At 74.3% G+C, this 26,247-nt stretch carries 29 protein-coding genes; 13 read left to right on the forward strand and 16 right to left on the reverse strand.

Features of this window, described 5'->3' with window-relative positions:
* Nucleotides 1–37 precede the first annotated feature (37 nt).
* From RMN56_RS24560 to RMN56_RS24575, 4 genes are all read right to left on the reverse strand, one after another.
* Entirely contained in the window at nt 38–538 is a 501-nt protein-coding gene (locus RMN56_RS24560) for a hemerythrin domain-containing protein (protein WP_313719907.1), read from the reverse strand.
* A 109-nt stretch (nt 539–647) separates the two neighbouring features.
* On the reverse strand, nt 648–2,135 hold the full coding sequence (locus tag RMN56_RS24565; protein WP_313719908.1) for a S8 family peptidase: 1,488 nt from the start codon (nt 2,133–2,135) through the stop codon (nt 648–650).
* 147 nt (nt 2,136–2,282) lie between these two features.
* Nucleotides 2,283–3,146 (reverse strand): NAD(P)H-hydrate dehydratase, encoded by an 864-nt coding sequence (locus RMN56_RS24570; RefSeq protein WP_313719909.1) that lies wholly within the window; start codon nt 3,144–3,146, stop codon nt 2,283–2,285.
* Entirely contained in the window at nt 3,130–3,861 is a 732-nt protein-coding gene (locus tag RMN56_RS24575; RefSeq protein WP_313719910.1) for a histidine phosphatase family protein, read from the reverse strand. The genes RMN56_RS24570 and RMN56_RS24575 overlap by 17 nt, the downstream gene beginning before the upstream one ends.
* 152 nt (nt 3,862–4,013) lie before the next feature.
* Between RMN56_RS24575 and RMN56_RS24580 the strand changes: the two genes are divergently transcribed.
* The 3 genes from RMN56_RS24580 (at nt 4,014) to RMN56_RS24590 (ending at nt 5,742) form a co-directional block, all read left to right on the forward strand.
* A complete protein-coding gene (locus tag RMN56_RS24580) occupies nt 4,014–4,244 on the forward strand; it encodes a hypothetical protein (protein WP_313724852.1) in 231 nt (76 codons plus the stop codon).
* 149 nt (nt 4,245–4,393) lie between these two features.
* Nucleotides 4,394–4,723: a hypothetical protein gene (locus RMN56_RS24585; protein WP_313719911.1), complete on the forward strand. Its 330-nt coding sequence runs from the start codon at nt 4,394–4,396 to the stop codon at nt 4,721–4,723.
* A 44-nt stretch (nt 4,724–4,767) separates the two neighbouring features.
* Entirely contained in the window at nt 4,768–5,742 is a 975-nt protein-coding gene (locus tag RMN56_RS24590) for a DNA polymerase domain-containing protein (protein ID WP_313719912.1), read from the forward strand.
* A 3-nt stretch (nt 5,743–5,745) separates the two neighbouring features.
* Here RMN56_RS24590 and RMN56_RS24595 read toward each other — a convergent pair whose 3' ends face one another.
* The gene (locus RMN56_RS24595; RefSeq protein ID WP_262286519.1) at nt 5,746–6,252 is read right to left on the reverse strand and encodes an Lrp/AsnC family transcriptional regulator; all 507 of its coding nucleotides are present in this window, start codon (nt 6,250–6,252) and stop codon (nt 5,746–5,748) included.
* A 72-nt stretch (nt 6,253–6,324) separates the two neighbouring features.
* On the opposite strand from RMN56_RS24595, the gene pdhA reads away from it, so the two are divergent.
* The 5 genes from pdhA (at nt 6,325) to RMN56_RS24620 (ending at nt 13,234) form a co-directional block, all read left to right on the forward strand.
* Nucleotides 6,325–7,530 (forward strand): pyruvate dehydrogenase (acetyl-transferring) E1 component subunit alpha, encoded by a 1,206-nt coding sequence (pdhA, locus tag RMN56_RS24600; RefSeq protein ID WP_313724853.1) that lies wholly within the window; start codon nt 6,325–6,327, stop codon nt 7,528–7,530.
* Nucleotides 7,530–8,534: an alpha-ketoacid dehydrogenase subunit beta gene (locus RMN56_RS24605; RefSeq protein ID WP_313719913.1), complete on the forward strand. Its 1,005-nt coding sequence runs from the start codon at nt 7,530–7,532 to the stop codon at nt 8,532–8,534. The genes pdhA and RMN56_RS24605 overlap by 1 nt, the downstream gene beginning before the upstream one ends.
* Before the next feature lie 110 nt (nt 8,535–8,644).
* Nucleotides 8,645–9,985, forward strand: coding sequence for a dihydrolipoamide acetyltransferase family protein (locus RMN56_RS24610; protein ID WP_313724854.1), 1,341 nt, complete (start codon nt 8,645–8,647; stop codon nt 9,983–9,985).
* A 95-nt stretch (nt 9,986–10,080) separates the two neighbouring features.
* Entirely contained in the window at nt 10,081–11,760 is a 1,680-nt protein-coding gene (locus RMN56_RS24615) for a right-handed parallel beta-helix repeat-containing protein (protein ID WP_313719914.1), read from the forward strand.
* A gap of 196 nt (nt 11,761–11,956) precedes the next feature.
* Complete coding sequence (locus tag RMN56_RS24620) at nt 11,957–13,234, forward strand: L,D-transpeptidase (RefSeq protein ID WP_313719915.1); 1,278 nt, start codon at nt 11,957–11,959, stop codon at nt 13,232–13,234.
* A gap of 146 nt (nt 13,235–13,380) precedes the next feature.
* Here the strand turns inward: RMN56_RS24620 and RMN56_RS24625 are convergent, their stop codons facing one another.
* A complete protein-coding gene (locus RMN56_RS24625) occupies nt 13,381–14,400 on the reverse strand; it encodes an SMP-30/gluconolactonase/LRE family protein (protein ID WP_313719916.1) in 1,020 nt (339 codons plus the stop codon).
* A 180-nt stretch (nt 14,401–14,580) separates the two neighbouring features.
* Between RMN56_RS24625 and RMN56_RS24630 the strand changes: the two genes are divergently transcribed.
* Nucleotides 14,581–14,946, forward strand: a complete 366-nt coding sequence (locus tag RMN56_RS24630) for an STAS domain-containing protein (protein ID WP_313719917.1) — start codon at nt 14,581–14,583, stop codon at nt 14,944–14,946.
* A gap of 61 nt (nt 14,947–15,007) precedes the next feature.
* On the opposite strand, the gene RMN56_RS24635 is transcribed toward RMN56_RS24630, so the two are convergent.
* Together RMN56_RS24635 and RMN56_RS24640 are read right to left on the reverse strand one after the other, a co-directional pair.
* Entirely contained in the window at nt 15,008–15,376 is a 369-nt protein-coding gene (locus RMN56_RS24635; protein ID WP_313719918.1) for an FKBP-type peptidyl-prolyl cis-trans isomerase, read from the reverse strand.
* A gap of 175 nt (nt 15,377–15,551) precedes the next feature.
* Entirely contained in the window at nt 15,552–16,127 is a 576-nt protein-coding gene (locus RMN56_RS24640) for a DoxX family membrane protein (protein WP_313719919.1), read from the reverse strand.
* A gap of 142 nt (nt 16,128–16,269) precedes the next feature.
* Here RMN56_RS24640 and RMN56_RS24645 point away from each other — a divergent pair, with 142 nt between their 5' ends.
* Nucleotides 16,270–16,410 (forward strand): hypothetical protein, encoded by a 141-nt coding sequence (locus tag RMN56_RS24645; RefSeq protein ID WP_313719920.1) that lies wholly within the window; start codon nt 16,270–16,272, stop codon nt 16,408–16,410.
* A 12-nt stretch (nt 16,411–16,422) separates the two neighbouring features.
* Here the strand turns inward: RMN56_RS24645 and RMN56_RS24650 are convergent, their stop codons facing one another.
* From RMN56_RS24650 to RMN56_RS24675, 6 genes are all read right to left on the reverse strand, one after another.
* On the reverse strand, nt 16,423–17,139 hold the full coding sequence (locus RMN56_RS24650) for a helical backbone metal receptor (RefSeq protein WP_313719921.1): 717 nt from the start codon (nt 17,137–17,139) through the stop codon (nt 16,423–16,425).
* Nucleotides 17,140–17,221: 82 nt separating this feature from the next.
* On the reverse strand, nt 17,222–17,773 hold the full coding sequence (locus tag RMN56_RS24655; protein WP_313719922.1) for a hypothetical protein: 552 nt from the start codon (nt 17,771–17,773) through the stop codon (nt 17,222–17,224).
* Nucleotides 17,770–18,288 (reverse strand): hypothetical protein, encoded by a 519-nt coding sequence (locus tag RMN56_RS24660; protein ID WP_313719923.1) that lies wholly within the window; start codon nt 18,286–18,288, stop codon nt 17,770–17,772. Before RMN56_RS24660 ends, RMN56_RS24655 begins: the two co-directional genes overlap by 4 nt.
* 28 nt (nt 18,289–18,316) lie before the next feature.
* On the reverse strand, nt 18,317–18,709 hold the full coding sequence (locus tag RMN56_RS24665) for an Asp23/Gls24 family envelope stress response protein (protein ID WP_313719924.1): 393 nt from the start codon (nt 18,707–18,709) through the stop codon (nt 18,317–18,319).
* An 11-nt stretch (nt 18,710–18,720) separates the two neighbouring features.
* Complete coding sequence (locus RMN56_RS24670; protein ID WP_313719925.1) at nt 18,721–18,909, reverse strand: hypothetical protein; 189 nt, start codon at nt 18,907–18,909, stop codon at nt 18,721–18,723.
* 155 nt (nt 18,910–19,064) lie between these two features.
* A complete protein-coding gene (locus RMN56_RS24675; protein ID WP_313719926.1) occupies nt 19,065–19,646 on the reverse strand; it encodes a GNAT family N-acetyltransferase in 582 nt (193 codons plus the stop codon).
* 123 nt (nt 19,647–19,769) lie between these two features.
* Between RMN56_RS24675 and RMN56_RS24680 the strand changes: the two genes are divergently transcribed.
* Together RMN56_RS24680 and RMN56_RS24685 are read left to right on the forward strand one after the other, a co-directional pair.
* On the forward strand, nt 19,770–20,636 hold the full coding sequence (locus tag RMN56_RS24680; RefSeq protein ID WP_313719927.1) for a hypothetical protein: 867 nt from the start codon (nt 19,770–19,772) through the stop codon (nt 20,634–20,636).
* 267 nt (nt 20,637–20,903) lie between these two features.
* Entirely contained in the window at nt 20,904–22,244 is a 1,341-nt protein-coding gene (locus RMN56_RS24685; protein ID WP_313719928.1) for a hypothetical protein, read from the forward strand.
* Nucleotides 22,245–22,301: 57 nt separating this feature from the next.
* Here RMN56_RS24685 and RMN56_RS24690 read toward each other — a convergent pair whose 3' ends face one another.
* Nucleotides 22,302–23,132, reverse strand: coding sequence for a hypothetical protein (locus RMN56_RS24690; protein ID WP_313719929.1), 831 nt, complete (start codon nt 23,130–23,132; stop codon nt 22,302–22,304).
* A 174-nt stretch (nt 23,133–23,306) separates the two neighbouring features.
* Nucleotides 23,307–23,654 carry a histone-like nucleoid-structuring protein Lsr2 gene (locus RMN56_RS24695; protein ID WP_262286501.1) on the reverse strand — a complete coding sequence of 116 codons (348 nt, stop codon included), beginning with the start codon at nt 23,652–23,654 and terminating at the stop codon, nt 23,307–23,309.
* A 245-nt stretch (nt 23,655–23,899) separates the two neighbouring features.
* Between RMN56_RS24695 and lon the strand changes: the two genes are divergently transcribed.
* Nucleotides 23,900–26,236, forward strand: a complete 2,337-nt coding sequence (gene lon, locus RMN56_RS24700) for an endopeptidase La (RefSeq protein ID WP_313719930.1) — start codon at nt 23,900–23,902, stop codon at nt 26,234–26,236.
* Nucleotides 26,237–26,247: the final 11 nt, after the last annotated feature.

Below are 26,247 nucleotides of genomic sequence, written 5' to 3' on the forward strand. Positions count from 1 at the left end.
CGGCCTCGGCCGGGTCCCGCCGTCCGGTGGTGCCGGGTCAGGCGACGACGGCGTCCAGCGACTTCTTCAGCGCCTTCGGGGCGGTCGGCGTCTTCGGGGCCTTCGGGCGCAGGTCGATCATGCGCTGGCCGATCTCCTGGAGCTGGTTACGGCCGAGCGCCTCGCGGACCTTCGGGAACCACTCCTGCTCCTCCTCCTCGACGTGGTGCAGCACGTTCTCGATGAGCACCGTCGTCTTGGCGTTGTAACGCTCGTCCTCGGCGTCCATGGTGAACAGCTCGAAGCAGAGCACGTCGGCGACGTGGTGCTCCTCGTACGACTCCAGGATGTCGTCCTCGACGTCCGGCACGAGCTTGCGGACCTCCGGGTACATCACCTCGTTCTCCAGGTAGGTGTGCACCGTCAACGCCTCGAGGATCTGCTTCACCAGCTTCTGCCGCTCGCTCGCCGGGCCCTCCTCGGCGTCCTGGAAGGCCTTGAACAGGCGGCGCATCTCCTTGTGGTCCTCCTTGAGCAGGACGATCGCGTCGGTGGACACCGGGGTACCTCCTAAGGTCGGTTGATGTCGCCCCGGTACCCCCGTCCCGACCAGGACAAACGAGTGGGGCCCGGCGACTCGTCGCCGGGCCCCACCGTTGGTGCTGCCGCTACTTGACCACGTTGTACGCGTCGACCATGCCGGCGCCGTAGAACGAGTTGCGCGCGCCGCCGGAGCAGGTCGCGTCGTAGAGGTCCGGGTCCGTCGGCGAGATCAACGGCACCGGGTTGTAGACGCCCGCCGGGCAGGACTGCGCCACCGACGTGCGCTCCAGGAACGACGCCAGCTGGCCCGGGGTCATCCCCGGGTGCGCCGACAGGGCCAGCGCCGCGACGCCGGTGGCGTGCGGGCCGGACATCGAGGTGCCCTGCTTGTACCCCCACCCGTTGGTGCGGGTGGCGGTGTTGAAGGTGGTCGACAGGATGGCGTCGGTGGTGGTCGAGCGCACACCCTGGGTCCGGTACCGGGTGTCGCCACCCGGCGCCGTCACGTCCACCACACCCTGGCCGTACGAGGAGTAGTAGCTCTTCTCGCCGGTCGGGCCGACGGCGGAGACGGTCACCACGCCCGGCGCCTCGGCCGGCAGGTCGAGGCAGGCGTTGGTGAGGTTCTCACGGTTCTCCGGCGTCCCGTTGTTCGGGCTGGCGGTGTCGGTGATCTTGTGGGCCAGGTCGTAGTTGGAGTTGCCCGCGGACGCCACGGTGAGCACGCCCTTGGACTGCGAGTAGCGGATCGCCCGCTGCACGGCCTGCCACACCGGCCGCTGGCGCGCGTCGTTGCGGCAGTTCAGCTCCCACGGGTCGATGAAGTAGCTGTTGTTGGTCAGCTGCATCCCGTGGTCGGCGGCCCAGAGGAACCCGCAGACCGCGGCCTCCGGGTAGATGAACCCGTCGTCGTTGACCACCTTGACGGCGGCGACCTTGACGCCCGGCGCGATGCCGGTGACGCCGACGCCGTTGACGGCGGCGGCGATGGTGCCGGCCACGTGGGTGCCGTGGTCGCTGGTGGTCGGGTTCCACGCCGACTCGGTGGTGTTGGTGACACCGCCGATGCAGGACGTGCTCTTGTCCTTGGCGATCTGGGTCGCCAGGTCCGGGTGGCTGCTGGAGATGCCGCTGTCCAGCACGCCGACGACGACGTTCGGGCTGCCGTTGTTCACCGCGTGGGCCTGCGGCACGTGGATCATGTCCATGTCCCACTGCTGGCCGTAGAGCGGCTCGGTGGTCGGGTTGTCGGTGGCGGCGGCGACGTCGGCCGCGGAGACCTCCACGGTCTCGCCCTCGTCGAGGGCGGTGCCCAGGCCGGCGGTGGACGCGACCGACTCGACGCCCGCCCCCGCCACCTGGGTGGCGAAGTCCGGGTTGGTCGAGCGGACGACGAGCACGCCGATCTGGTCGTAGGAGGCCACGACGGTGCCCTTGGCGGCCGCCACGCGGGCGGCGGCCTTGCTGGTGTTGGCGCCCTGCGGGGCGAGGACCAGGTACGAGGTGTCCGGTCCGGCGGCGGCCGCCGGTGCCAGCCCACCGCTGAGGGCGAGGCCGACGCCGAGCGTCGCGGCGGACGCGGCGGCCAGTGTCTTGCGACGGAGGTTCTTCACACAGACTCCCAGGGGGCCGATCTGGTCGGTTCCCACTCCCTGGCGGGAAGCGGGCCGGCGGAAGACGAGCAGGTTGCTTGCCTTCGGTCAACCAGCGTAGGGAGCCAGTGTGGTGTTACACACACCCGAACGGATGAACAACAACCGTCAGACGGTGGCCACCGTGTAGGGGATCTCGTCGAGCAGTTCGCGCGCCAGGAAGCCGATCCGGCCGTACCGGGGGACCAGGCGCTGCCCGCTCACCGCGTGGGCGAACGCGGCCCAGCAGGCGGCCTGCGCCGGCTCGGCGCCCCGGGAGAGCAGCCCGGCGAGCAGCCCGGCCCGGACGTCCCCGCTGCCCGACGTGCCCAGGCCCGCGTCGCCGCTCTCCTCCCGCCAGGCCCGCCCGTCGGGAGTCGCGATGTGACCGTAGAGGGACACCACGGCGTCGTACCGGCGGGCCAGGTGCACGGCCTCGGCGTCCAGGTCGTCGCCGGGCTCCCGGTCGAGCAGGTGCCGGGCCTCGGTGAGGTTGGGCGTGAGCACCACCTTGCGTCCCGAGCCGACCAGCAGGTCCGGCTCGTGGCTGAGCGCGCCGAGGGCGTACGCGTCGAGCACCAGCGCGGTCTCCGGGCCCGCCGCGTCGAGGACGACGTGCAGCAGCGCCCGGGTGGCGTCGATGTCCTTGAGGCCGGGCCCGACCGCCACCACGTCCGCCTCGGCGATCAGGCCGTCGAGCAGGTCACCCGGGTCGCCCCGGACCGCGCCGTCGGCGGTCTCCGGCAGGCCGACCACCAGCGCCTCGGGCACCTGGATGCTGAGCGCGGCGGCGGTGGACTCGGCGGCGGCCAGTTGCAGCACGCCGGCACCGGCGCGCAGTGCGGCCACCCCGGCGAGCAGCACCGCGCCCGGGGTGAACCGGGACCCGCCGACGACCAGCACGGTGCCCCGGGCCTCCTTGCCGCCGGTCGGCACCGGCAGCGCCCAGTCCCGCAGCAGCGCGGGGGTGATGACCTCAGACCGGCTCGGCATGGACCTCGTCCTCCCTGGTCGGGCGCGCCCCCTGCCGGTGCAGGTGGGAGACGTCGTTGAACACGTCCGGGGTCAGCCGGCCGGCGGCGTCGGCCGACCAGCCGGTGACCGAACAGTTGGCGATGACGTGCCCCCGGGTCAGCGCCATGAGCTCGACCTCGGTGAGCCCCTCCACGAGGTACCGCAGCAGGAAGACCAGCGCGTCGTGGCCGAACAGCAGCACCCGGCCGCCGGCGTGGTCCCGGCGCAGGTCGCCGAGGAGCGCGCGCAGCCGTAGCGCCACGTCGGTCCAGGACTCCCCGCCGGGCGGGCGGTAGTAGAACTTGCCGAGCCGGTCCCGGCGCGCCGCCTCGTCGGGGTGCCGCCGGCGGACGCCGTGCCCGGTCAACCCGTCGAGGATGCCCAGCTCGCGGTCGCGCAGCCGCTCGTCGCGGCTCGCCGGCACGCCGGTGCCGGCGAGGGCCAGCTCGGCGGTCCGCACCGCCCGGAGGTACGGCGACACCACCGCCACGTCCGGCCGCCGCGCCTCGGGCAGCCCGGCGAGCCACCGCCCGGTCGCCCGGGCCTGCTCCTCGCCGGTGGGCGACAGCGGCACGTCCGCGTCCCGGTGGGTCAGGTCGATCAGCTCGGTGCCCGCGGCCTCGGCGGCCGTGGCCGCGACGTTCGCGGTGCTCTCGCCGTGCCGGACGATCCAGAGGGCTGCCAGTTCCGCCATGCGGCCTCCGGTACCCGGGTGCTCCGGCGGGTAACCGTGCCGGCCGGTGGCAGCCGGCACGCCCGCGGGGCGTGAACGGCGGCCGGGCGGGTAAGCGCGGTCGGCCCCGTACGCGGGCGAGGCCGACCCAGGGGAGGTGTGTCGTGGCGACGATGGTGCGAGAGCCGACGAGCCCGGTGAAGGACAAGAACTACGACCTGATCCACGCGGTGCAGATGTCACTTCAGCACGTCTGGCAGATGGAGACGTACATCGCCGACGCGGAGGACCGGGGCGACACCGAGCTCGCCACCTGGTTCCGCAAGATCCAGGAGAACAACCGCAAGGCCGGCGACCAGGGCAAGAAGATGCTCGCCGACCGGCTTCAGAAGGAGAACGGCTGACCGTACGCGCCGGTGGCCGGGTGGGTGCGCCCGCCCGGCCACGACCGTGTCCCCGGACCCGCCACGCCGCGGGGCGGCGCCGGGTGGCATCGACCGGGCAGAATGTCGTCCGACGCACCGGGGCGGGCCCGGTCGCGGGGAGGCGACGCATGGGGACGGTCATCAGGGGTCTGCGGGAAGCGCTGGTGCTCTTCCTGATCGCGGCGGTGACGATCGCGATCGCGGTGGGGATCTGGGTCGGGGTCAGCGGCGGCGACTTCGTCCACCGGCTGGGCGTGGCGTTCATGCTGGTCGGCGCGGTGATCGGGATGACCGGTGACCTGACGCTGAGCCGGATCGGCATGCTGCCGGCCCGGTCCACCTTCGGTCTGGCCCCGGAGCGGGAGGACGGCGGCGGGGGCCGGGTGCTCACCGGCGTCGGCATCTTCCTCTTCGTCTCGGTGCCGCTGATCATCGTCGGGGCCCTGCTCATCACGTGACGAGATCCCCGCGCCGCGACCGTCCGCGTCGTACGGTGTGAGGCGTGGCGACCACGGCGGCCGAGGAGATCCGGGTGGGGGAGCGGCTGGTCCGCGTCTCCAGCCCCGACAAGCCCTACTTCCCCGAGCGCGGCCTGACCAAGCTGGACGTGGTGCGCTACTTCCTGGCCGTCGGCGACGGCATCCTGCGCGCGCTGCGCGACCGACCGACCATGCTGGAGCGCTGGCCGCGTGGCGTGTTCGAGGGCGCGAAGATCGCCACCCGGCAGACCAACAAGGGCGACGCGTTCTACCAGAAGCGGTTGCCGGCCGGAGCGCCCGACTGGGTGCGCACCGCGCACATCACGTTCCCGAGCGGCCGGACCGCCGACGAGGTGGCCCCCAGCGAACTGGCCGTGGTGATCTGGGCGGCCAACCTGGGCACCCTGCGGTTCCACCCCTGGCCGGTGTCGGCCGGCGACGTGGAGCGTCCCGACCAGCTCCGCATCGACCTGGACCCGATGCCCGGGGTGGACTTCGCCCAGGTGGTCCCGGTCGCCCACGAGGTGCGCGCGTTCCTCGACGAGCTGGGCCTGGTGGGCTACCCGAAGACCACCGGCGGCCGGGGCATCCACGTCTACCTGTCGATCGAGCCGCGGTGGAGCTTCGGCGAGTGCCGGCGCGCGGTGCTGGCGCTGGGCCGGGAGATGGAGCGCCGGCTGCCCGACCTGGTCACCACCACCTGGTGGCGGGAGCAGCGGGACCGGCCGGTCTTCGTCGACTACAACCAGATGGCGCGCGACCACACCGTGACCTCGGCGTACTCGATCCGGCCCACCCCGCGGGCGCTGGTCTCGGCGCCGCTGGACTGGGCGGAGCTGGACGACGCCCGGCCGGAGGACTTCGACGTGGTCAGCCTGCCGGCCCGGTTCGCCGAGCGGGGCGACCCGCACGCCGGCCTGGACGAGCGCCGGTTCTCCCTGGAGCCGCTGCTGGAGCTGGCCGACCGGGAGGGCCTGGAGGCCCCGCCGGAGCGGTAGGCGTCACTGCCACGGGCTCAGCGTCCCGTCGAACTCCTCGAACACCAGCCAGGTGCGGGTCGACAGCACCCCGGCGATGCTCTGCACCCGGTCCAGCACCACGTCCCGCAGGGTGGCGTTGTCCGGCGCCCGCACCAGGGCCAGCACGTCGTGCTCGCCGCTGAGCAGCGCCGCGTGCTCGATGTAGCGCACCCGGGCCAGCTCGGCGGACACCTCGCGCCAGGTGTTCTGCTCGATGGTCAGCGCGATGTACGCCGAGGTGCCCAGCCCGGCCGGCTCGGGCGCCACCTGGGCCCGGAACCCGGTGACCACCCCGTCCCGCAGCAGCCGCTCCACCCGCGCGTACGCGTTGGTGCGCGAGACGTGCACCCGTTCGGCCAGCGTACGGATGGAGAGCCGGGCGTCCTCGGTCAGTTCGCGCAGGATCCGCCGGTCGACCTCGTCGAGTGGCCCGGCCGAACGTCCCGTTCCGCCCGCCGTGCCCGCTGTGCTTCCGGTCTCCTGGCTCATGGGGGCCGCCTTCCGGTGCCGTTCGTCCCGCGTTCACGCCGGATGTTGAGTCAATCATCCGACAGCGGAAGCATAGGGCCACCACACGTCCAGGAGGTCCCCGCCGTGACGACCACACCCCAGGCGGTCCGCAGGGCATCCCCGCGCACCCGCCGGCCGGCCATCCCGGCCGCTCCCGACCCCTCCGACGGCCTGCTGCCCAAGAGCGAGCCGGTCCGGCTGCTGAACCCGGACGGCACCCCGTTGCCGGCCCGGGACGACTACCCGGAGCCGCCGGTCGAGGCGCTGCGCGAGATGTACCGCCGCATGGTCGTCGGCCGTCGCTTCGACGTGCAGGCCACCGCGCTGACCAAGCAGGGCCGGCTCGCCGTCTACCCGTCCTCGCGCGGGCAGGAGGCCTGCCAGGTCGGCGGGGTGCTGGCGCTGCGCGACAGCGACTGGGTCTTCCCCACCTACCGGGAGTCCATGGCGCTGACCGCCCGCGGCATCGACCCGGTCGAGGTGCTCACCCTTCTTCGCGGCGACTGGCACTGCGGGTACGACCCGACGGCCGTGCACACCGCGCCGCAGTGCACCCCGCTCGCCACCCAGTGCGTGCACGCCGCCGGGCTGGCCTACGGCGAGTCCTACCAGGGGCGGGACACCGTGGCGCTGGCCTTCATCGGCGACGGCGCCACCAGCGAGGGCGACTTCCACGAGGGGGTCAACTTCGCTGCCGTGTTCAAGGCCCCGGTCGTCTACTTCGTGCAGAACAACAAGTACGCGATCAGCGTGCCGCTGTCCCGGCAGACCGCCGCGCCGAGCCTGGCCTACAAGGGCGTCGGCTACGGGGTGCCCAGCGAGCAGGTCGACGGCAACGACCCGGTGGCCGTGCTCGCGGTGCTCAACCGCGCCGTCGCGCACGCCCGCGCCGGCAAGGGCCCGTACCTGGTCGAGGCCCACACCTACCGGATGGAGCCGCACACCAACGCCGACGACCAGACCCGCTACCGGGACGCCGAGGAGGTCGAGGCGTGGCGCGACCGCGACCCGATCGCCCGGCTGGAGGCGTACCTGCGGAACCGGGGCGTGCTGGACGACACCGCGGTCGCGTCGATCGCCGAGGAGGCCGAGGCGTACGCCGCCGCGCTGCGCGACCGGATGAACGCCCAGCCCGAGGTGGACCCGCTCAGCCTCTTCGACCACGTCTACGCGGAGCCGACCCCGCAACTGGTCGAGCAGCGTGACCAGGTCCGTGCCGAGCTGGCCGCGACCCGCGCCGAGGAGGGGGACGCCTGATGGCCACCATGACCATGGCGAAGGCGCTCAACGCCGCGCTCGCCGACGCGATGCTGGACGACGAGCGGGTGGTTGTCTTCGGTGAGGACGTCGGGCAGCTCGGCGGGGTTTTCCGGATCACCGACGGCCTCCAGGCCCGGTTCGGCGACAAGCGCTGCTTCGACACCCCTCTCGCCGAGGCCGGCATCGTCGGTTTCGCCGTCGGCCTGGCCATGTCCGGGCTGCGCCCGGTGGTCGAGATGCAGTTCGACGCGTTCGCGTACCCGGCGTTCGAGCAGATCGCCTCGCACGTGGCGAAGCTGCGCAACCGCACCCGGGGCGCGCTCAGCGTGCCGATCGTCATCCGGGTGCCCTACGCCGGCGGCATCGGCGGCGTGGAGCACCACTGCGACTCGTCCGAGGCGTACTACGCGCACACGCCGGGCCTGAAGGTCGTCACCCCGGCCACCGTCGAGGACGCGTACTCGCTGCTGCGCGAGGCGATCGACGACCCGGACCCGGTCGTGTTCATGGAGCCGAAGAAGCTCTACTTCTCCAGCGCCGAGGCGGAGCTGCCGGCCCGGACCGCGCCGTTCGGGACGGCCGTCGTGCGCCGTGCCGGCACCGACGCCACCCTGGTCGCGTACGGGCCGGCGGTGCCGGTCGCGCTGGAGGCCGCCGAGGCCGCCCGCGAGGAGGGCTGGGACCTGGAGGTGGTCGACGTACGCACCATCGTGCCGTTCGACGACGCCACCGTGACCGCCTCGGTGCGGAAGACCGGCCGCTGCGTGGTGATCCAGGAGGCGCAGGGCTTCGCCGGGGTGGGCGCGGAGATCGCCGCCCGGGTCCAGGAGCGCTGCTTCCACGCCCTGCACGCCCCGGTGCTGCGGGTGTCCGGGCTGGACATCCCCTACCCGGCGCCGATGCTGGAGCACACCCACCTGCCCTCGGTCGACCGGGTGCTGGACGCCGTGGCCCGGCTCCAGTGGGACGACCAGCCGGACGAGCGGTGGGTGGCGGCATGACCGAACGCACCGAGCGAAGCGAGGGCCGTGAGGGCATGCCCGGCCGGCACGGCATGAGCGAACGCGCCGAGCGAAGCGAGGGCCGTGAGGGCATGCCCGACCGGCACGGCATGACCACCGCGACCGGGACCCGGGACTTCCTCCTGCCCGACCTGGGCGAGGGCCTGAGCGAGGCGGAGATCGTCGAGTGGCGGGTCGCCGTCGGCGACGTGGTCACCGTGGACCAGACCGTCGTGGAGGTGGAGACGGCCAAGGCCGTGGTGGACGTCCCCTGCCCGTACGCCGGCCGGGTCGTGGCCCTGCACGGCGCGGCGGGTGAGGTCCGCCCGGTGGGCCAGCCGCTCATCACGATCGCCCCGCTCGACGGCGACGGCGGCGACGACCCGCACGCCACCTACCGCGAGGAGGAGCGGGCCGGCTCCGGCAACGTCCTGATCGGGTACGGCACCGGCCACGGCGGCTCCGGCCGGCGGCGCCGCCGCCCCCGGCTGGCCCTGGCCCCCGAGCCCGACGCCGCGCCGGCCGCCCCCGCCCCGGCGGCCGCCGCCGCGGACCGCACCGCACCGCTGGTCATCTCGCCGATCGTCCGGCGGCTGGCCCGGGAACGCGGCCTCGACCTGGCGGCCCTGCACGGCACCGGGCCGGGCGGGGTGATCCGCCGCGCCGACGTCGAGGCGGCGTCCACCGCGTCGGCCGCGCAGCTCGCCGCCGTGCCGGACGCCCCGGCCGCGCACGTCGGGCTGGCCCCGGCCGGCGACGGCGACGTGGTCATCCCGCTCACCGGCATCCGCAAGGTCATCGCGGACAAGCTCTCCCGCAGCCGACGGGAGATCCCCGAGGTGACCATCTGGGTGGACGTGGACGCCACCGGGCTGCTGGCGACCCGGGCCGCGATCAACGCCGCCACCCCGGAGGCGCCGGTCAGCATCCTGGCCCTGCTGGCCCGGATCTGCCTGAGCGGCCTGCGGAAGTACCCGCAGCTCAACGCCCACGTCGACACCGAGGGGCAGCGGATCGTCCAGTCGGCCGGGGTGCACCTGGGCATCGCCGCGCAGACCGACCGGGGCCTCGTCGTCCCGGTGCTGCGCGACGCCCAGCGGCTGACCACCCGGGAGCTGGCCGCGGCCCTCGCCGAGACCACGGCGGCCGCCCGGGCCGGCACCCTGCCCCCGGCCCGGCTCACCGGCGGCACGTTCACGCTGAACAACTACGGGGTGTTCGGCGTGGACGGGTCCACCCCGATCATCAACCACCCGGAGGCGGCGCTGCTCGGCGTCGGCCGGATCGTCGACAAGCCGTGGGTGGTCGACGGGCAGCTCGCCGTGCGCAAGGTGACCCAGCTCAGCCTCACCTTCGACCACCGGGTCTGCGACGGCGGGGTGGCCGGCGGCTTCCTGCGGCACGTCGCGGACTGCGTGGAACAGCCTGCCCTGCTGGTGGCGAACGTCTGAGCCCCGGCCCCGGCCACCCTCGGGGCCGGGGCCGCACCCCTGTTTCTCCGCGGAAGGACCGGGAAGACGAGCGCGGTCGCCGACGGGAGGGACGGATGACCTATCCGCACATGCCCTCGGCCGGTGGGGTGCGCTCGCATCCGGTCGCCGGCGCGCCACTGATGTGCGACGCGCGGGAGCACGGGCTGACCGGGGACGGGACGACCAACGACCAACCGGCCTTCGCCGCGCTGGTGGACCTGCTGGGTGACGCGTACGCCGCCGACGGGCGGGCCCGGGTGATCTACTGCCCGCCCGGGGTGTACTCGATGCGGGACGCCGGCACGGTCTGGCGGACCGGCGTCTCGCTGGTCGGCGCGGGCCCCGGCGCCACCCGGTTCGTGCTCGGCAACCCGGGCGACCGGGCCGACCCGACCCCGCTGGCGTTCCACACCGCCGAGCTGCACGGCGCGAGCCGAGAGCGGCACCTGGCCTACTGCACCTTCGCCGACTTCGAGATCGACGGGTCCGGGGTGGCGATGGCCGAGTACAACCCGCTCGCCAAAGGGTTGGGCCTCCAGTACGTGGTCCGGGGCATGTTCCGCAACCTCTACATCCACCACACCGCGGCGACCGGCCTGGGCTGCGACTTCCTCCAGGACTGCCTGATCGACGGGGTGCTGGTGGCCGGCTGCGGGCGGATGGACAACGGCACCGAGATGGGCGGCGCGGGGATCGGGATCGGGATCGGCGGCTGGGGCAGCGTCGAGCGGGTCAACGTGGTGAACTGCTCGGCGGTCGGCAACGCCACCAGCGGGATCTTCTTCGAGCTGCAGTTCGAGGGCGGGCTGCGCCCGCGCGGCATCCGGGTGGTCGGCTGCCATGCCGAGGGCAACCGCTTCGGCGTCGCCGACTGGGGCGCCAACGGCCTCGTCGTGTCGGCGTGCACGCTGGTCGGCAACCTCGACGCCGGCTTCCAGGTCTCGGCCAAGGGCACCACCGGCACGGCGGGTCGCGGTGGCCTCCTCACCGACTGCGTGATCGACGCGAACCTGCGCGACGGGATCAGCATCGGCAACACCCCCGGGCCGTACACCGTGCGGGGCAACCGGATCAGCGGTAACGGCCGGTACGGCTACCACCAGCGCAGCCTGGGCGCCGCGGGACAGGAGTGCGCCCGGGAGATCGTCATCGAGAGCAACGACTTCTACGGCAACAGCCTGGACGCCGTCCGCTTCGACCGGCCGGTCCGGGACGCGTTCGTCGTCGACAACCGGATCCGGGCGAACGGCCGCCAGTGCGGGCCCGAAGAGCGGAGCGGCGGCGACACGGTCCGGTACAGCGAGAAGTCGGTCGTCGACCGCCGGGCGAGCTGGCGGGACGACGCGCACCGGGGCAAGACCATCCGGGTGGGCGAGCGGGTCGCGGTGGTCGCCGCGAACGACGAGAACGAGCTGCACCTGGCCCCGGTCCGGCCGGGCGCCTTCACGGGCTGGAGCGGCGACACCCCGAAGCCCGGCAGCAGTTACGAGATACCTGGGCCGCCGGCGACCCGGGCCGGCATCACCGTCAACGCGACCATGGACGCGGCCACCATCCGCGGCAACCGGGTCTGGGACAGCCACGAGCCGACCACCCAGACACACGGACTCTGGGTCACCGCGGAGGGCGGCTGCGTCGGCTGCCGGGTCGAGGACAACGACCTGGCCGGCAACGCGGAGGCGGCCGTCCGGCTGGACACGCCGCCCGTGGGCGGACGTTGGGAACGCAACCACGGGGACGACGACCGGGGGTGAACCGGTCGTCGCGGTTCGTCCGTCGCAACCGGCCACGGCCGTGACGCACCGCCCGTCCATGTCGCCCATTCCCATTTCCGTACGCCCGCGCCGAAATCGAAGTCAGCCGCCGCTGGCAATTCCGCCGAATATGCCACGCCGTCCCGAGGGCCGTACAGAATGTGAACCAAGGGGGACTGGAAATGGGGTGCGGAATATGGACGTGAGGCGGCGATTGACGCTATTGGCGGTGACCATCGCAGCCACACCGTTGGTGGTCGGCGGGTGCACCGCCGGCCAGCGGGAGGCAGTCAAGCCCGGTCACGGCAAGGCGGCGGCCCCGCCGTCGGTGACCCTCACCCCGGTGGACCGGACGAAGGGTGTGCCGGTCAGCGCCGAGGTGGGAGCGACGGTCAGCGGCGGGAAGGTGACCGCCGTGAAGCTCACCGACGACAAGGGCCGGCCGGTGCCGGCGCAGCCGCGCGAGGACGGGTCGGGCTGGGTGCCGGACCGGCCGCTGGAGAATTCGCGGACGTACACCGCGGAGGTGACCGCGACCGGCGATTCCGGGCGGACCACCACGCAGAAGACGACGTTCACCACGATGGCGAAATCCACCAAACCGACCGTCACGAGCGAGCTCTATTTCACCAGTAAGCAGACGTACGGGACGGCGATGCCGGTGGTCGTCGCATTCGATCCGCCAATTCCGAAAGAGGCCAGAGCGGACGTGCAGCGCCGGTTGTTCGTGAAGACCGACCCGCCGCAGCCGGGCACCTGGTCCTGGATGGCGGACGGCAAGCAGGTCGAATACCGGGCGCCCGACTTCTGGAAGTCCGGCACGAAGATCAGCGTCCGGAGCGCCCTGGAGGGGCTGCCGATCGGCAAGGACGCCATCGGCGACGCCGACCACAGCGCGACCTCCACGATCGGCCGGCAGGTCTCGCTCGAGATCGACAACGCCACCAAGCAGATGTCCGTCTTCCGGGAGGGCAAGCTGCTCCGCAAGGTTCCGGTGAGCCTCGGCAAGTCGAGCACGCCCACCTCCAGCGGCAAGATGGTGATCATGGAGAAGTTCGACCGGACCACCTTCGACACCCGGGGTTCGGCCGATCCGTACGTGGTCGACGTGGACGACGCCCAGCGGCTCACCTGGGGTGGCGAGTTCATCCACTCCGCCCCGTGGTCGGAGGGGGAGCAGGGCTTCACCAACACCTCACACGGCTGCACCAACGTCTCCGCGGCCGCCGCGGACTGGCTGATGGGCATCACCCAGGTCGGCGACCTGGTGACCGTCAAGGGCACCGAGGTGAAGCTCGACCAGGGCAACGGCTTCACGGCCTGGAACGTCGGCTGGGACGAGTTCGTCAAGGGCAGCGCGCTGCCCGTACCGGCCGGGCTGAAGCCCACGCACAGCGCCACGCCGCACCCGGGCGCGGTGGCCGGCGGGTCGTCGCCCGCCCCCGCCCCGTCCAAGAGCAACAGCGGCGGCTGACCACCGGGGAGGAACGGCCGGGCCGGCCCGCAAACTGCGCGGGCCGGCCCCGCGCCGTTCCATTCAGGCCGAACCGACCAGCGCGGGCCGGCCCCGCGCCGTTCCATTCAGGCCGAACCGACCAGCGCGGGCCGGCCCCGCGCCGTTCAGTCCAGGTCGACCCGGGCCACGCCCGTCGCGGTCAGGCTGCCCAGCCAGAGGTGCCGCCCGTGCTGCCGCACGCCGGTGACCATCGGGTACGCCCCACTCGGACCGTGCAGGGTGCGCAGCACCCGACCGGCCCCGTCCACCAGGGCGACCAGCCCGTAGCGGCGGGGCTGCGGCTGCACCGCACCCGGCAGCAGGGCCACGAGCTGGCGGACCCGGGGATGGGGCAGCAGCTTCTCCATGATCGGCAGCCGCGGGCTGGGCAGCGCGATCCAGTAGGTCCCGTCGCCCACGGCGGAGACGTTGTCCGGATAGGCCGGCAGGTCGGCCAGCACGGTGGCCCGGCCGTCCGGCAGGTCCACCCGGAGCAGCCGGTGGGTGGCCGTCTCGACCAGCATCAGCGCGGACTCGTCCGGGGTGAGCGCCACCCCGTTGGGGAAGTAGAGCCCGCCCGCCACCACCTCGGTGCGCCCGGTGCGCCGGTCGTACGCCAGCACGCGGCCGTTGGGCCGGTGCTCCAGCAGGTCCCGCTTCCAGTGCGAGAGCGGGAACCGGTCCGACGAGTCGGTGAAGTAGATCGTGCCGTCCCGGGACACGGCGGCGTTGTCGGCCAGGTGCACCGGTGGCGCCGCGCCGGTCAGCTCGTGCACCGCGCCGTCGGGCGTGACCCGCAGCAGCCCCCGGTAGGCGTCGCAGACCACCAGCCCGCCGTCGACCGGGTCCAGCTCGATGCCGAGCGGCCGGCCGCCGGTCTCGGCGAGCAGCGTGGGGCGGGTGCCGGCCGAAGCGTCCGCCGGCCACCACCAGAGCCGGCCGTCCTCGTCGCCGCTGACCACCCGGCCCTCCGGGTCGATCAGCACGTCCTCCGGGCCGTGCGCGCCGTCGGGCAGCGGCAGCAGGTCGGCCCGGTCGAGCCGCACGTCGGTGGGAGCCCACGGCCCGTCCAGCGGCGGTGGCACGGTGGCCGGCTCACGGACCGGTCGGATCAGCAGGGGCACGCGCGGGCGGGGGACGGCCATCCGGCCATTCTCCCCCGCCGATGCCCCGGCCGGGAGCCCCCGGCGGCGTGTCCGCGGCGCGGTCGCGGCCCCGAGCCTGCGGGATGACCCCGAGGCCGCTCAGGGTCCCACCCGGGACCTACCCGGAACCCCGCCCGCGGGCGGCCGGAACTGTCGGTGGTGGGGGATAGGTTCGGGGACATGCGAGAGGGCGGCGACCGGTTCCATGTGGCGACGAGCGTCAGCGACCACGTGGTGGACCTGCGGGCGGTCGGCGAGATCGACATCGCCACCGTGGCGGCGTTCCGGGCCGCGCTCTGGGCCGCGCCGGCCCGGCCGGTGCTGCGGCTCGACCTCTCCGGTGTGCGGCTGCTCTCCGCCGCCGGGGTGCGCGCGCTGGTCGCCGCCCACCTGCGGGTCCGCGCCCGCGGTGGCGAGCTGGTGCTGGTCGACCCCGACCCGGTGGTCACCCGGGTGTTGCGGGCCACCGGCCTGCACCGGGTGCTGCCGATCCGCGAGTCGGCCCGCGAGTCGGCTCACGAGCTGGTCGGCTGCGCCGCCGCCTGACCGGCCGGACGTCCCAGGGCCGCCGGCGGCACGCCGACGGCCCCGACGAACGGTCCGCGGGTCAGCTGACGCCGACGAGGTCCACCACGAAGACCAGCGTCTCGTTCGGCTTGATCACGCCACCGGCGCCCCGGGCGCCGTAGCCCAGGTGCGGCGGGATGGTCAGCCGGCGTCGGCCACCGACCTTCATGCCGACCACGCCCTGGTCCCAGCCGGCGATGACCTGGCCGCCGCCGAGCGGGAACTCGAACGTGTCACCCCGGTTGTACGACGCGTCGAACTCGCGGCCGGTCGAGTGGGCCACGCCCACGTAGTGCACGCTGGCCAGCTGGCCGGGGCGGGCCTCCGGGCCGTCGCCGACCGTGATGTCCTCGATGACGAGATCGGCGGGCGGCGCGCCCTCGATCGGGCCAACCTCGGGCTTCTCCATGAGCGGGTCTCCTCGGTGCTGACAAGTGCGGTCCCCGTCGATCCTGCCGGATCGCGGCCGGCCGATACGCGTCGGTCCCCGCCGCGGCGTGGCGGCGGGGACCGGTGGGCGGCACGAGAGTGGCGGGCGCCGCCTCTCGGTGACGCCCGCCCGGTGGGTACGGCCCGCGGTGACCTCACCTCAGCCAGGGCAGCCGCGCGACGGCGGGAAGCTTCGCCCAGGCCCGACCGAGGCCGAGGGTGTCACCGGCGTTGACCAGGGCCAGGCCGGCCAGCAGACCCGCGTAGATGAGGTGGTCGTCCATGAAGGGGTTGTTCTCGGGGGGCAGCACGGCCGTCCACATCATCACCAGCAGGAGCCCGCCGGCGACCGCGGCGACCCGGGTGCCGATGCCGAGCAGCAGGGCCACGCCGATGCCGAGCAGGCCGAGCATGAACAGCCAGTCCGCCCACGCCGCGCCGGCGATCTCCTGGTAGAACCCCTTGAACGGGCCGGCCGCGCCGAAGGTCAGGAACCCCTTGGTCGGGCTGCCGCCGTTGATCCAGGCGGCCTTCGCCGCGGTCTCGTGGCCGAGGCCGAACATCTTGTCGAGGAAGGCCCAGAGGAACGTCCAGCCCAGGGCGATCCTGAGTCCGGCGAAGACGTACCGGGTGGCCTTCCGGCGGGTGGTCTCGGCGTCCCGGGTGGTCTCGGCCGCCGGGGCGATGGTGTTGGCGGTGGTCCGCTCGATCGTCGCGGTCATGGTCTCCACGTCCCTTCCTGTGCCTCGCACCGCGCTTTCCGGTGGCACCTTCATTCCACCGCTCCGGCCGGTCGACCAGCAGGGCCGACCGGCGCCCTCCGGACCGGGACCTTGGTCCCCTCTCGACCCGGTCCGGTCGGCCCGCCGTGGCGTGCCGGGCGCCTCTGACCGGGGCGGCCGGCTCGCCGGGCAGGTCGGCGGCGTGGTCGCGGTGCGCAACGCCATCGGGTACGACGTGGACGACACCACGCTCAGGGAGTTGGACCCGGTGCACGCCACCCCGGTCGCCTGACCGACGGCGGCCTCAGGTGGCCGCGGCGAGCTGGGCGGCGAGCAGTGCGGGCGCCTCGGCGAGCGAGGGCCCGTACCAGGTGAGGTGCCGGCCGGAGACCAGCGCGGCCGGCACGCCGGGGAACGCCTCCGGCCCGTCGTCGGCGGTGAACCGGTAGGGCTCGTCCGGCAGCACCACGAGCTCCGGTTCCCGCCCGCGCAGCTCGTCGAGGCCGGGCCGGGGGTAGCGCTCCGGGTGGTCGGCGTACCGGTTGGTGACGCCGAGCCGGCGCAGCACGTCACCGGCGAACGTGTCCCGGCCCAGGACCACCCAGGGGCGCCGCCACACGGGCACCACCGCCGCCCGCGGCGTGGCCGGCGCGGGCGGCGTGACCCACGCCCGGCGCGCGTCCCGGAGCCAGTCCGGCTCGCCGGGCACGCCGAGCGCGGCGACCAGCTCGCCGAGCTGGCTCAGCGCCTCCGGCACGGTACGGGGAAAGGTGACCCGCACGGGCACGCCGGCCGCCCGCAGCGCGTCCGCGTCGGCGAGGCGGTTCTCCTCCTCGTTGAGCAGCACCAGGTCGGGCTCCAGCGCGCGCACCCGGTCCAGGTCCGGATACTTGCTCCCGCCCACCCGCGCGACGTCCAGCCCGGCCGGGTGGGTGCACCAGTCGGTGGCGCCCACCAGCACCTCGGGGCGGGTCAGCGCCACCGCCTCGGTCAACGACGGCACCAGCGACACCACCCGCACGACGGCTCCCTTCCTCGCCCCGGCCCATCGTCGCCTATCGACGGTCGTGGGTGCGGGGGCCGGGACCGGTCGGGGCGGCCGCTCAGCGGGCCGTCTCGTCCACCAGCGCCGTCACGTCCAGGTGGGCGGGGCGGCAGCCGACCGTGGCGGCGAACCGGCGTACCGCCGCGTCGACGTGCGCGCGGGCCGCGCCGATCCCGGCGGACGGGGCCAGGCGCAGCTCGACCCACACGTCCGGGCCGGTGACCGGGCCGGTGAGCACCACCCGGGCGCGGCGGACTCCGGGCGCCCGCAGCAGATCCCGTTCCAGCGCGCCGGTCAGCACACCGCTCGCCACGCGGGTGCGGTCGGCGCCGTCGCCGCGGTGCGCCAGCGTGCCGCCGAGGCGGTCCGGCACCCGCAGCCCGGCGGCGAGCAGCCGCTGCCCGAGCAGGGCGAGCAACAACCCGCCAACGGCCACCGCGAGGGCGCTCCACGGCGCGCCGGCCCGCCACCAGCTCACCGGCCCGGCCCCGACCAGTGGCACGCCGCCGCCCGGCAGCCGGCCCGCCCCGACCGCCGACGCCGTGCCGCCCGCCGCCACGAGCAGCAGGGCGAGCACCGTCCACAGCAGCCGGTGGGCGGCGTTGCTCACGGCGCCCGCCGGGCGGGGACGAGCCGGACCTCGATCGGGTCGCGGCGGGGCGCGGTCAGCCGGTCCAGCTCCCGGCGCAACGCGAACTCGACGTCGGCGCGGGCGGCCGGGTCGCCGGTGGCGGTCACCCGGGGGCGCCAGGCGTCGCCGCGCCGGCGGACGCGGACCCGGGCCCGGCGGACGCTCGGCACCGACCGGACCGCCCGTGCGAGCCGCCGCTCCACCGAGCGGCGGTGCAGGTGCCAGCCGTCGCCGTCGGTGAGCCGCAGCCGGGCTGGCCGCCAGCGGCGCAGCTCGGCGCCGAGCACCAGCAGGCCGAGCAGGGTGACGGCGGCGGCGACCCCGCGTACCGGCGGGTCCTCCCAGCGGACCGTGGTCAGCGTGGCCGACCACCCGGACGGCAGGGGACCGGCGCGGCCCAGCGCGGCGAGCAGCCCCGCGACGGCCGCCAGCACGCCGCCGGCCAGCAGGGCCACGGCGAGCAGCAGGGTGGCGACCCGGTTCACCGTGCGCACGGCCCGCTCCGCCTGCCGGTGTTGGCGCTCACGTCGCCTCCCGCGCGTCCGCGCCGGGACCGGCCGCCCGCCGCCGGTCGCGGTCGTCCCGTTCGGCGCCGGGGCTCGCCGGCTCGCCGGGCAGGCGCAGGTCGACCACCGTGACGGTGACCGCTTCGACGGTCAGCCCGGTGTGCGCCTCGATCCGGGCGGCCACCCGGCGGCGGACCACCTCGGCCACCGCGCTCAGCGGCGCGCCGTGCGCCATCACCACGTCCAGGTCGACCCGGACGGCGGCGCCGTCGGCGCGCACCGTGGCCACCGGATCGGTGACGGCGTGGATGCCCCGGGCCGCCTCCTCGGCGAGCCCGGCGGTCCGGTCCTCCGGCCAGGTGACCGGCGCGGGTGGGGCGGCGGCGCGCCGGGGCAGGGTGCCGGTCATCCCGGTCCGCCTCAACGGCGCCGGTCGGCGGTCGCCCGGTCGGCGAGCCCGGGCAGACTGACGTGCCCGTCGCGCGCCCGGACCAGCAGCCACCCGACCAGGCCGGCCACGGTGGCGGCGGCCGCCGCCCCGGCGCCGCCCAGCGCCCAGACCGCGACCACCAGGAAGCCGGCCAGGAAACCGAACTGCCCGCGCGTCATGCCCCACCCCCGCTCGCCCGCGATCGACCGGACCGGCGGGGCGTACCCGTTTCGGGGCGGGACAGTCCTCCGGCCGTGGCGCTCGGCCGGCCGCGGCGCTGAGGGGACCAGCTGGAACTCCTTGTCGGCCAGGCGGACCGCCCGGTCGACCGGGCTCAGCACGACCGGCGGACCGTCCCCGGCCTCAAGGCCCACTCCGCGCGGGTCAGCGCGTACTCCACCTCACCGTGTTCGGAGCCGGGGATCGCCTCCGGCCAGTCCTGGTGGAACGTCCGTCGGTACGCCAGCCCGGCCTTCTCCAGCACCCGGCGGGACCCGGTGTTGACCGCCATGGTGGTCGCCACCACCCGCTCCACGCCGAGCGCCGTGAAGCCGTGCCCGACCAGTGACCGCGCGCCCTCGGTGGCGTATCCGGCGCCCCAGGCGGCCCGGCGCAGCCGGTAGCCCAGCTCCACCTCGCGGGGGTCGCCGTCGCGCAGCGGGCGGAACTCGAACCAGCCGACGAACTCCCCGTCAGTCCGCCGTTCCGCCGCCCACCAGCCCAGCCCGGGCGGCCGGCGGTACGCGGCCAGCATGGTGGGCAGCACCCGGTCGCGGATCTCGCCGGCCGGGGTGGGCCGGCCGCCGGTCAGGTAGCGCATCACCGCCGGGTCGCCGTCCAGCCCGGTCAGGAGCGGGGCGTCGTCCGCGGTGAACTCGCGCAGCACCAGCCGTCCGGTGGTCAGGAAGATCGTCACACGCGCGATTCCACCGGTCCCGGCCGGACCGGGCAACCGGATTCCGCCGCACCGCGGAGGCGACCGCCATGATCGAAGCCCTAGACTCGGGCGTCGACACCAGCGACGGATGGATCTGGCGAGATGACGAGCACCGGCAGCGTGGCCACCTCCTGGCTGCGTCCGATCCCGCCCGGGGTCGCGCCGCAGCTCACCCGCGCCGGCCACCTGGGCTATGCCGCCCGGCGGCTCGGTGAGCTGGTGCAGGGCCGGCCGCCGGGCGTCACCGGGCACCAGTGGAGCACCGCCGGGCGGGAGGGCCTCGACCAGGTGGTCTGCGCCGCCGACACCGGCCTGCCGCTGTTCGCCGTGCAGTTCGCCCCGCCCGCGCCCGCCGGGTCGCCGGCCCGCCGGGCCGAACGGATGACCAGCGCGGTCTGCGCCGCCGTCGGGCTGCCGCTGCTGCGGGTCGAGTCGCCGACGCTGCGCGCCGCCGACCACGCCCGCCGCCTCGTCGAGTACGTCATCGACGCGCGCGGCTACGCCGCCGGCACCGGTCCGGACACCGGCGACGCCGTCGGGTTCCGGGACATCGTCGGCCGCCTCCCGGACGGCCGGCGCGGACCGGTCAACGACCTCGGGGCGCTGACCCGGGCGGCCGCCGTCGAGGCGTACGTGGAGCGCCGGCTCGCCGACCCGATCGTCCGCGGGCTGCACGTGCGGTGGGCGGACGGCCCGGCCGAGGGCTGGAGCTGGGTCGAGGTGTGGCCCGGCCGGTGCCTGGTCGAGCGGGTGCACCTGGTGGCCCAGCGCTTCTCCTGCGGCGTGGACCCGGGCCGGCTCGCCGAGGACCTGGCCGCCGTGGCGATCGGGGAGCGGCTGCGCGACCTCGACGCCGCGGAACCGTCCCTGGTGGACCGGGACGAGGTACGCGCGCGGATCCGGCGGCTGGCGGCACGGCGCGACGAGTTCGAGGGCGGCTTCGCCTTCGACCATCTCTGCGCCGACTGACCCGGCGTCGCGGGGCCGCGTCCGGCCGCCCCGGAAATCTCCGCGAATTCTCCCGATCCCCGGTTGAACCTTCGCCGTGCCGGCTCCGTACCTAAGCGGGAATGGACGCAGATCTTCCCCGCCGCGCCGGACGGCGCGGGGACGGTGCGGAAAGGGCATCGTCGGTCATCGACGTGCGGCCGGAACGTCGCAGTGATCCTCACCCCGAAATCCATCGGTCCGCCGGGGTCACCAGTCAACTACCGGATCGAGAAGGAGAGCAATTCGATGCGCAGGTCCACACGGGCGCGCCGGTCATCCGGTAACGCGCGGAGCAAGCGTCTGCTGGCCGTGGTCGGCACGCTCGCGGTCTTCGGCGGAATCGTCGCCGTCACCCAGATCTCGTCCGCCCAGGACCGGCGGACCACCGTCCGCGCCGCCTCGGCGTCCTGTGTGGCCCCGAGCCCGGGCGCCACCGCGCCGGACGGCCGCGGCAGCACCACCCGGACCTGGCAGAACGGCCGCTGGGTGCGCAACCACTGGGGTGACGGGCAGATGTCGGCCGCCGAGTGCCAGCAGACCAGGGGTGGCGGCGCGGGCGCCGGGACCCCGACCGTGGCCTGCCCCGACGTGCGGAGCAAGCTGCCGCAGGTGCCCGAGCAGGCGCGCGGCGAGGTCGACCGCAACCTCGCCCTGCTGAACGACCAGATCGCCGAGGCCAACCGGCGGCTGGCGGCCGACGGGCGCAACGGCGGCGACTTCATCAACAACGCCATCCTGCGGCCGCTCGCCGAGAAGCGGACCGCGACGTTGAACCGGATCGCGACGGCCATCGGCCGGGTCGCCCAGCGCCCGCAGGGCCTGGACCAGTTGGCCCGGTGCGCCATCGCCGACAACGCCCAGAACGGCGGCCAGAACGGCGGCGGCAACAACGGCGGTGGCAACAACGGCGGGCAGACCGGCGCGCCGACGAGCACGCCGACCGGCGGCAACAACGGTGGCCAGAACGGTGGCCAGAACGGCGGCCAGAACGGCGGTAACAATGGTGGCAACAACGGGGGCCAGAACGGCGGGAACAACGGCCTGGGCGTGCTCGCCAAGGACTGCACCAACAGCCAGCTCCAGGCGCACGACGGTTTCCAGAACGGCAACCGGTGCGTGAGCACGGCGTTCGGCGAGGTCGGCTCCGCCGCCAACAACCCGTCGCTGCTCATCACGCAGTTCCCGAACCGGGTCCAGCGCAACCAGCCGTTCACCCTCCGGGTCAGCACCCGGAACCTGGTGCGCGACCGCTTCCTCGCCGCCGGCCAGGGTGGCTACTACGTGGAGAGCTCGCTGCTCAACGACGAGGGCCTGGTGCGCGGCCACTTCCACACCGCCTGCCGGATGCTGCAGACCACCCAGGCGGCTCCGGCGAATCCGCAGGACGTTCCGGCGTTCTTCGTGGCGACCGAGGACGGCGGCGGCGGCAACCAGGCCGACCAGGTGACCATCCAGGTTCCCGGCCTGCCCCAGTCGGGCCTGGCGCAGTGCGCGGTCTGGGCCGGTGACGGCTCGCACCGCATCCCGATGATGGAGCGGGCCAACCAGACCCCCGCCTTCGACGCGGTGCGGATCCGGGTCAACTGAGCATCGACGGCCGGAGCCGCCCGGGGGTCCGCCCCGGGCGGTTCCGCCGTTGCCCGGTCACCGCTCGCCGCTCGCGGACTGCGTCAGGTGGGTGCAGTGCACGACGGTGGCGTCGTCCGGGACCGGCGCGGCGGGGTCTGTGGAGCCGGCCTCGGCCTGCCGGACGCGGCGCAGGACGGCCGGCGGCCCGCCGTCGGCAAGCAGCTCCAGCACACCGGGCCAGTCGGTCAGGTCGTACGGGCTGACGACGCGGCTGGCGCCGTTGCTGAGCAGCGCGACGGCGTCCAGGTCGCCCAGGGGCCGGCTGCCGGTGACCGCCTCCTCCGCCGCGTGCGGATCGTCCTTGGCGATCCAGTAGCCGCCCGGCTGGTTCCGGCGGGCGCGCAGCGCCTCGGCGCAGGAGGCGCGGACGCGGTCGTACTCCGGCGTGCCCACCGGAACGCCCGCCAGCGGTGTGGAGCAGGCGCGCCGGGCCGCGACCTCCCGCTCGTCCGTGACGACCTGCGGGCCCCCGATGCGGTCGAGGACGAGGACGGAATCGGCGAGCAGGAGGTGGTCCAGGCGGCCCCGGTGGGCGCGGACGATCGCCACCGTCGCCTGGGGGCTGGCGGGGTGCGTGATGTCGCAGGTGCCCCGGTGCCCGGCGGCGATCTCGTCGATCGCACCGGCGAGGATCGTCGGGAGGTCCCGCCCGTCGCCGCGCGACAGCCGGCCGAGCAGCGCGCCGCCGAGACGGTGGGTGTACCAGGCGACGCCGTGGGAGCAGATCGATTCCGTGCCCGGGATGCCGGCGCCGTCGAGCAGGACCACGGCGCCGGGAACGGCGCCGGCGAAGTCCTCGTTCGGCCGGCCGGCCGTGCCGGCGCTGGTCGCCATGCTGACGTGCACCGATGGGCTCCCGGGTCGGGGAGCGCGGGCCCTCGGGGAGGGCCGACGCCGGGACGAAGTGGCCTGCCGGGACACCCCGCCCGGCTGAAAAATGTTAACGCCGGGAAAAGCCGACCGGGGTCACGCCGATTTCTCAGCGTGACCCCGGGATGCCCGACGGTGAACCGGGAGGGTTCAGCGGTTCTTGTAGGCCTCCACCACCGAGACGGGGATGCGGCCCCGCTCGGAAATCTCGTAGCCGTTCTTGACGGCCCATTCCCGGATGGCGCGGTTCTGCTCGCGGTCCATTCCCGAGGTGCTCGGGCGGGCGCCTCCACGGGCGGGGCGACCGGCCTCGACGGGGCCGCGACCGATCCGTCGGCCAGCGCTGATGTACGGGTCCAACGCCTTGCGCAGGACGCCGGCGTTCTCGTCGGAGACGTCGATCGTGTACGCCACACCGTCCAGGCTGAACTCGACGGTCCGATCGGCCTTTCCGCCGTCGAGGTCGTCGGTCAGAACGGTGATTACTTTCCTTGCCATCGCCATTACTCCCTGTGTCGGGCGGGGTGTGGCTATGAGTTTGACGTATCTCGCGGCAATTTCGCAACAATACCCGCCCTTCGCCATTCGGCGGGTCGGGTTATCCGCGCGGGGTCAAATGCGTTCCCGTGCGCCGCGGCGGGTTCGCATGGCTGCCGGAGTGGTGTGGGTCACAAGCCGGAACAAGGGAGACGGTTTGTTACTTGAGCCTGACACGCTCAACTCAACGCGATAGCAGGTGTTCGATGGCAACTCTTCCGGTACTTCCACTGACCGACGCCGTCCTGCTGCCCGGCATGGTCATCCCGGTGACCCTTGACCCGACCACCCAGGCTGCCGTCGACGCGGCCCGTGCCAGCGGCGACAAGCGGCTGCTCGCCGTGCCCCGCCTCGACGGCGAGTACGGCTCGGTCGGCGTGATCGCCACCATCGAGAAGGTGGGTCGGCTGCCCAGCGGCGAGCCGGCCGCCGTGGTCCGCGGCCTCGCCCGGGCGCGGATCGGCTCCGGCGTGCCCGGACCGGGCGCCGCCCTCTGGGTCGAGGCGACCACCCTCGACGAACCCGCCCCGGCCGGTCGCGCCCGGGAACTCGCCCGCGAGTACCGCGCCCTGATGACCTCGGTCCTCCAGGAGCGCGGCGCCTGGCAGGTCATCGACGCCATGGAGCGGATGACCGACCTCTCCGAGCTGGCCGACGCGGCCGGCTACGCGCCCTGGCTGACCCTGGCGCAGAAGACCGAGCTGCTCGCCGCCCCGGACGTCACCGCCCGGCTGGAGCTGCTGGTCGGCTGGGTGAAGGACCACCTGGCCGAGCAGGAGGTCACCGAGCGGATCAACAGCGACGTCCGCGAGGGACTGGAGAAGTCGCAGCGCGAGTTCCTGCTGCGCCAGCAGCTCGCCGCGATCCGCAAGGAACTCGGCGAGGACGAGCCGGACGGCTCCGCCGACTACCGCTCCCGGGTGGAGGCGGCCGACCTGCCCGACAAGGTCCGCGAGGCGGCCCTGCGCGAGGTCGGCAAGCTGGAGCGGGCCAGTGACGCCTCGCCGGAGGCGGGCTGGATCCGCACCTGGCTGGACACCGTCCTGGAGATGCCGTGGAACACGCGTACCCAGGACAACACCGACCTGGCCGCGGCGCGTGCGGTGCTCGACGCCGACCACGCCGGCCTGGCCGACGTGAAGGACCGCATCCTGGAATACCTGGCGGTGCGTAACCGGCGCGCCGAGCGCAACCTCGGCGTGGTCGGCGGCCGCGGCTCCGGCGCGGTCCTCGCCCTGGCCGGCCCGCCCGGCGTCGGCAAGACCAGCCTCGGTGAGTCCGTGGCGCGGGCGCTCGGCCGCAACTTCGTCCGCGTCTCCCTCGGCGGCGTCCGCGACGAGGCGGAGATCCGTGGCCACCGGCGCACCTACGTGGGCGCGCTGCCCGGCCGGATCGTCCGCGCGCTGCGCGAGGCCGGCTCGATGAACCCGGTGGTGCTCCTCGACGAGGTCGACAAGCTGGCCGTCGGCTACGCCGGCGACCCGGCCGCGGCCCTGCTGGAGGTGCTCGACCCGGCGCAGAACCACACCTTCCGGGACCACTACCTGGAGGTCGACCTCGACCTGTCCGACGTGCTCTTCCTGGCCACCGCCAACGTGGTGGACAGCATCCCCGGCCCGCTGCTGGACCGGATGGAGCTGGTCACCCTGGACGGCTACACCGAGGACGAGAAGGTGGCCATCGCCCGGGACCACCTGCTGCCCCGGCAGCGGGAGCGGGCCGGGCTGACCGCCGAGGAGGTCACCGTCACCGACGGCGCGCTGGCGCTGATCGCGGGGGAGTACACCCGCGAGGCCGGCGTCCGGCAGCTCGAACGGGCCCTGGCGAAGATCCTGCGCAAGGTCACCGTGGCGCTGTCGGCCGACCCGGCGCCGGTCCGCGTCGACACCGACAACCTCGCCCGCTACCTGGGCCGGCCGAAGTTCACCCCGGAGTCGGCGGAGCGTACGGCGGTGCCGGGCGTGGCCACCGGCCTGGCGGTCACGGGCGCCGGCGGCGACGTGCTGTTCATCGAGGCGACCAGCATGGAGGGCGAGCCGGGGCTGACCCTCACCGGCCAGCTCGGCGACGTCATGAAGGAGTCGGCGCACATCGCGCTGTCCTACCTGCGCTCCAACGGGCGACGCCTCGGCATCGACCCGAACGCCCTCGCCGGGCGGCGGATCCACGTGCACTTCCCGGCGGGCGCGGTGCCGAAGGACGGCCCGAGTGCCGGCATCACCATGGTCACGGCGCTGGCCTCGCTGGTCACGGGCCGGCCGGTCCGCCCCGAGTTCGGGATGACCGGCGAGGTGACCCTCTCCGGCCGGGTGCTGCCCATCGGCGGCGTGAAGCAGAAGCTGCTCGCCGCCCACCGGGCCGGCCTGACCGAGGTGATCATCCCGAAGCGCAACGAGCCGGACCTGGACGACCTGCCCGCCGAGGTCCGCGAGGCGCTGACCGTCCACACCCTCGCCGACGTGGCCGACGTGCTCGCCCTGGCGTTGCGCCCGGCCGACGTCGACGCGGAGACCCTGGGCGGCCAGCCGCTCGCCGCGGCCTGACGTGAAAGGAG

It is taken from the genome of Micromonospora halotolerans (assembly GCF_032108445.1).
Classification (GTDB): domain Bacteria; phylum Actinomycetota; class Actinomycetes; order Mycobacteriales; family Micromonosporaceae; genus Micromonospora; species Micromonospora halotolerans.

Bases quoted from the DNA above. Each gene is read 5' to 3' on its own strand.
- RMN56_RS24570 (WP_313719909.1), bottom strand. From the start codon at position 3,146: ATGCCGAGCCGGTCTGAGGTCATCACCCCCGCGCTGCTGCGGGACTGG.
- RMN56_RS24575 (WP_313719910.1), bottom strand. From the start codon at position 3,861: ATGGCGGAACTGGCAGCCCTCTGGATCGTCCGGCACGGCGAGAGCACC.
- RMN56_RS24580 (WP_313724852.1), top strand. From the start codon at position 4,014: ATGGTGCGAGAGCCGACGAGCCCGGTGAAGGACAAGAACTACGACCTG.
- RMN56_RS24585 (WP_313719911.1), top strand. From the start codon at position 4,394: ATGGGGACGGTCATCAGGGGTCTGCGGGAAGCGCTGGTGCTCTTCCTG.
- RMN56_RS24595 (WP_262286519.1), bottom strand. From the start codon at position 6,252: ATGAGCCAGGAGACCGGAAGCACAGCGGGCACGGCGGGCGGAACGGGA.
- RMN56_RS24605 (WP_313719913.1), top strand. From the start codon at position 7,530: ATGGCCACCATGACCATGGCGAAGGCGCTCAACGCCGCGCTCGCCGAC.
- RMN56_RS24610 (WP_313724854.1), top strand. From the start codon at position 8,645: ATGACCACCGCGACCGGGACCCGGGACTTCCTCCTGCCCGACCTGGGC.
- RMN56_RS24615 (WP_313719914.1), top strand. From the start codon at position 10,081: ATGACCTATCCGCACATGCCCTCGGCCGGTGGGGTGCGCTCGCATCCG.
- RMN56_RS24620 (WP_313719915.1), top strand. From the start codon at position 11,957: ATGGACGTGAGGCGGCGATTGACGCTATTGGCGGTGACCATCGCAGCC.
- RMN56_RS24625 (WP_313719916.1), bottom strand. From the start codon at position 14,400: ATGGCCGTCCCCCGCCCGCGCGTGCCCCTGCTGATCCGACCGGTCCGT.
- RMN56_RS24630 (WP_313719917.1), top strand. From the start codon at position 14,581: ATGCGAGAGGGCGGCGACCGGTTCCATGTGGCGACGAGCGTCAGCGAC.
- RMN56_RS24635 (WP_313719918.1), bottom strand. From the start codon at position 15,376: ATGGAGAAGCCCGAGGTTGGCCCGATCGAGGGCGCGCCGCCCGCCGAT.
- RMN56_RS24665 (WP_313719924.1), bottom strand. From the start codon at position 18,709: ATGACCGGCACCCTGCCCCGGCGCGCCGCCGCCCCACCCGCGCCGGTC.
- RMN56_RS24670 (WP_313719925.1), bottom strand. From the start codon at position 18,909: ATGACGCGCGGGCAGTTCGGTTTCCTGGCCGGCTTCCTGGTGGTCGCG.
- RMN56_RS24680 (WP_313719927.1), top strand. From the start codon at position 19,770: ATGACGAGCACCGGCAGCGTGGCCACCTCCTGGCTGCGTCCGATCCCG.
- RMN56_RS24685 (WP_313719928.1), top strand. From the start codon at position 20,904: ATGCGCAGGTCCACACGGGCGCGCCGGTCATCCGGTAACGCGCGGAGC.
- RMN56_RS24695 (WP_262286501.1), bottom strand. From the start codon at position 23,654: ATGGCAAGGAAAGTAATCACCGTTCTGACCGACGACCTCGACGGCGGA.
- lon (WP_313719930.1), top strand. From the start codon at position 23,900: ATGGCAACTCTTCCGGTACTTCCACTGACCGACGCCGTCCTGCTGCCC.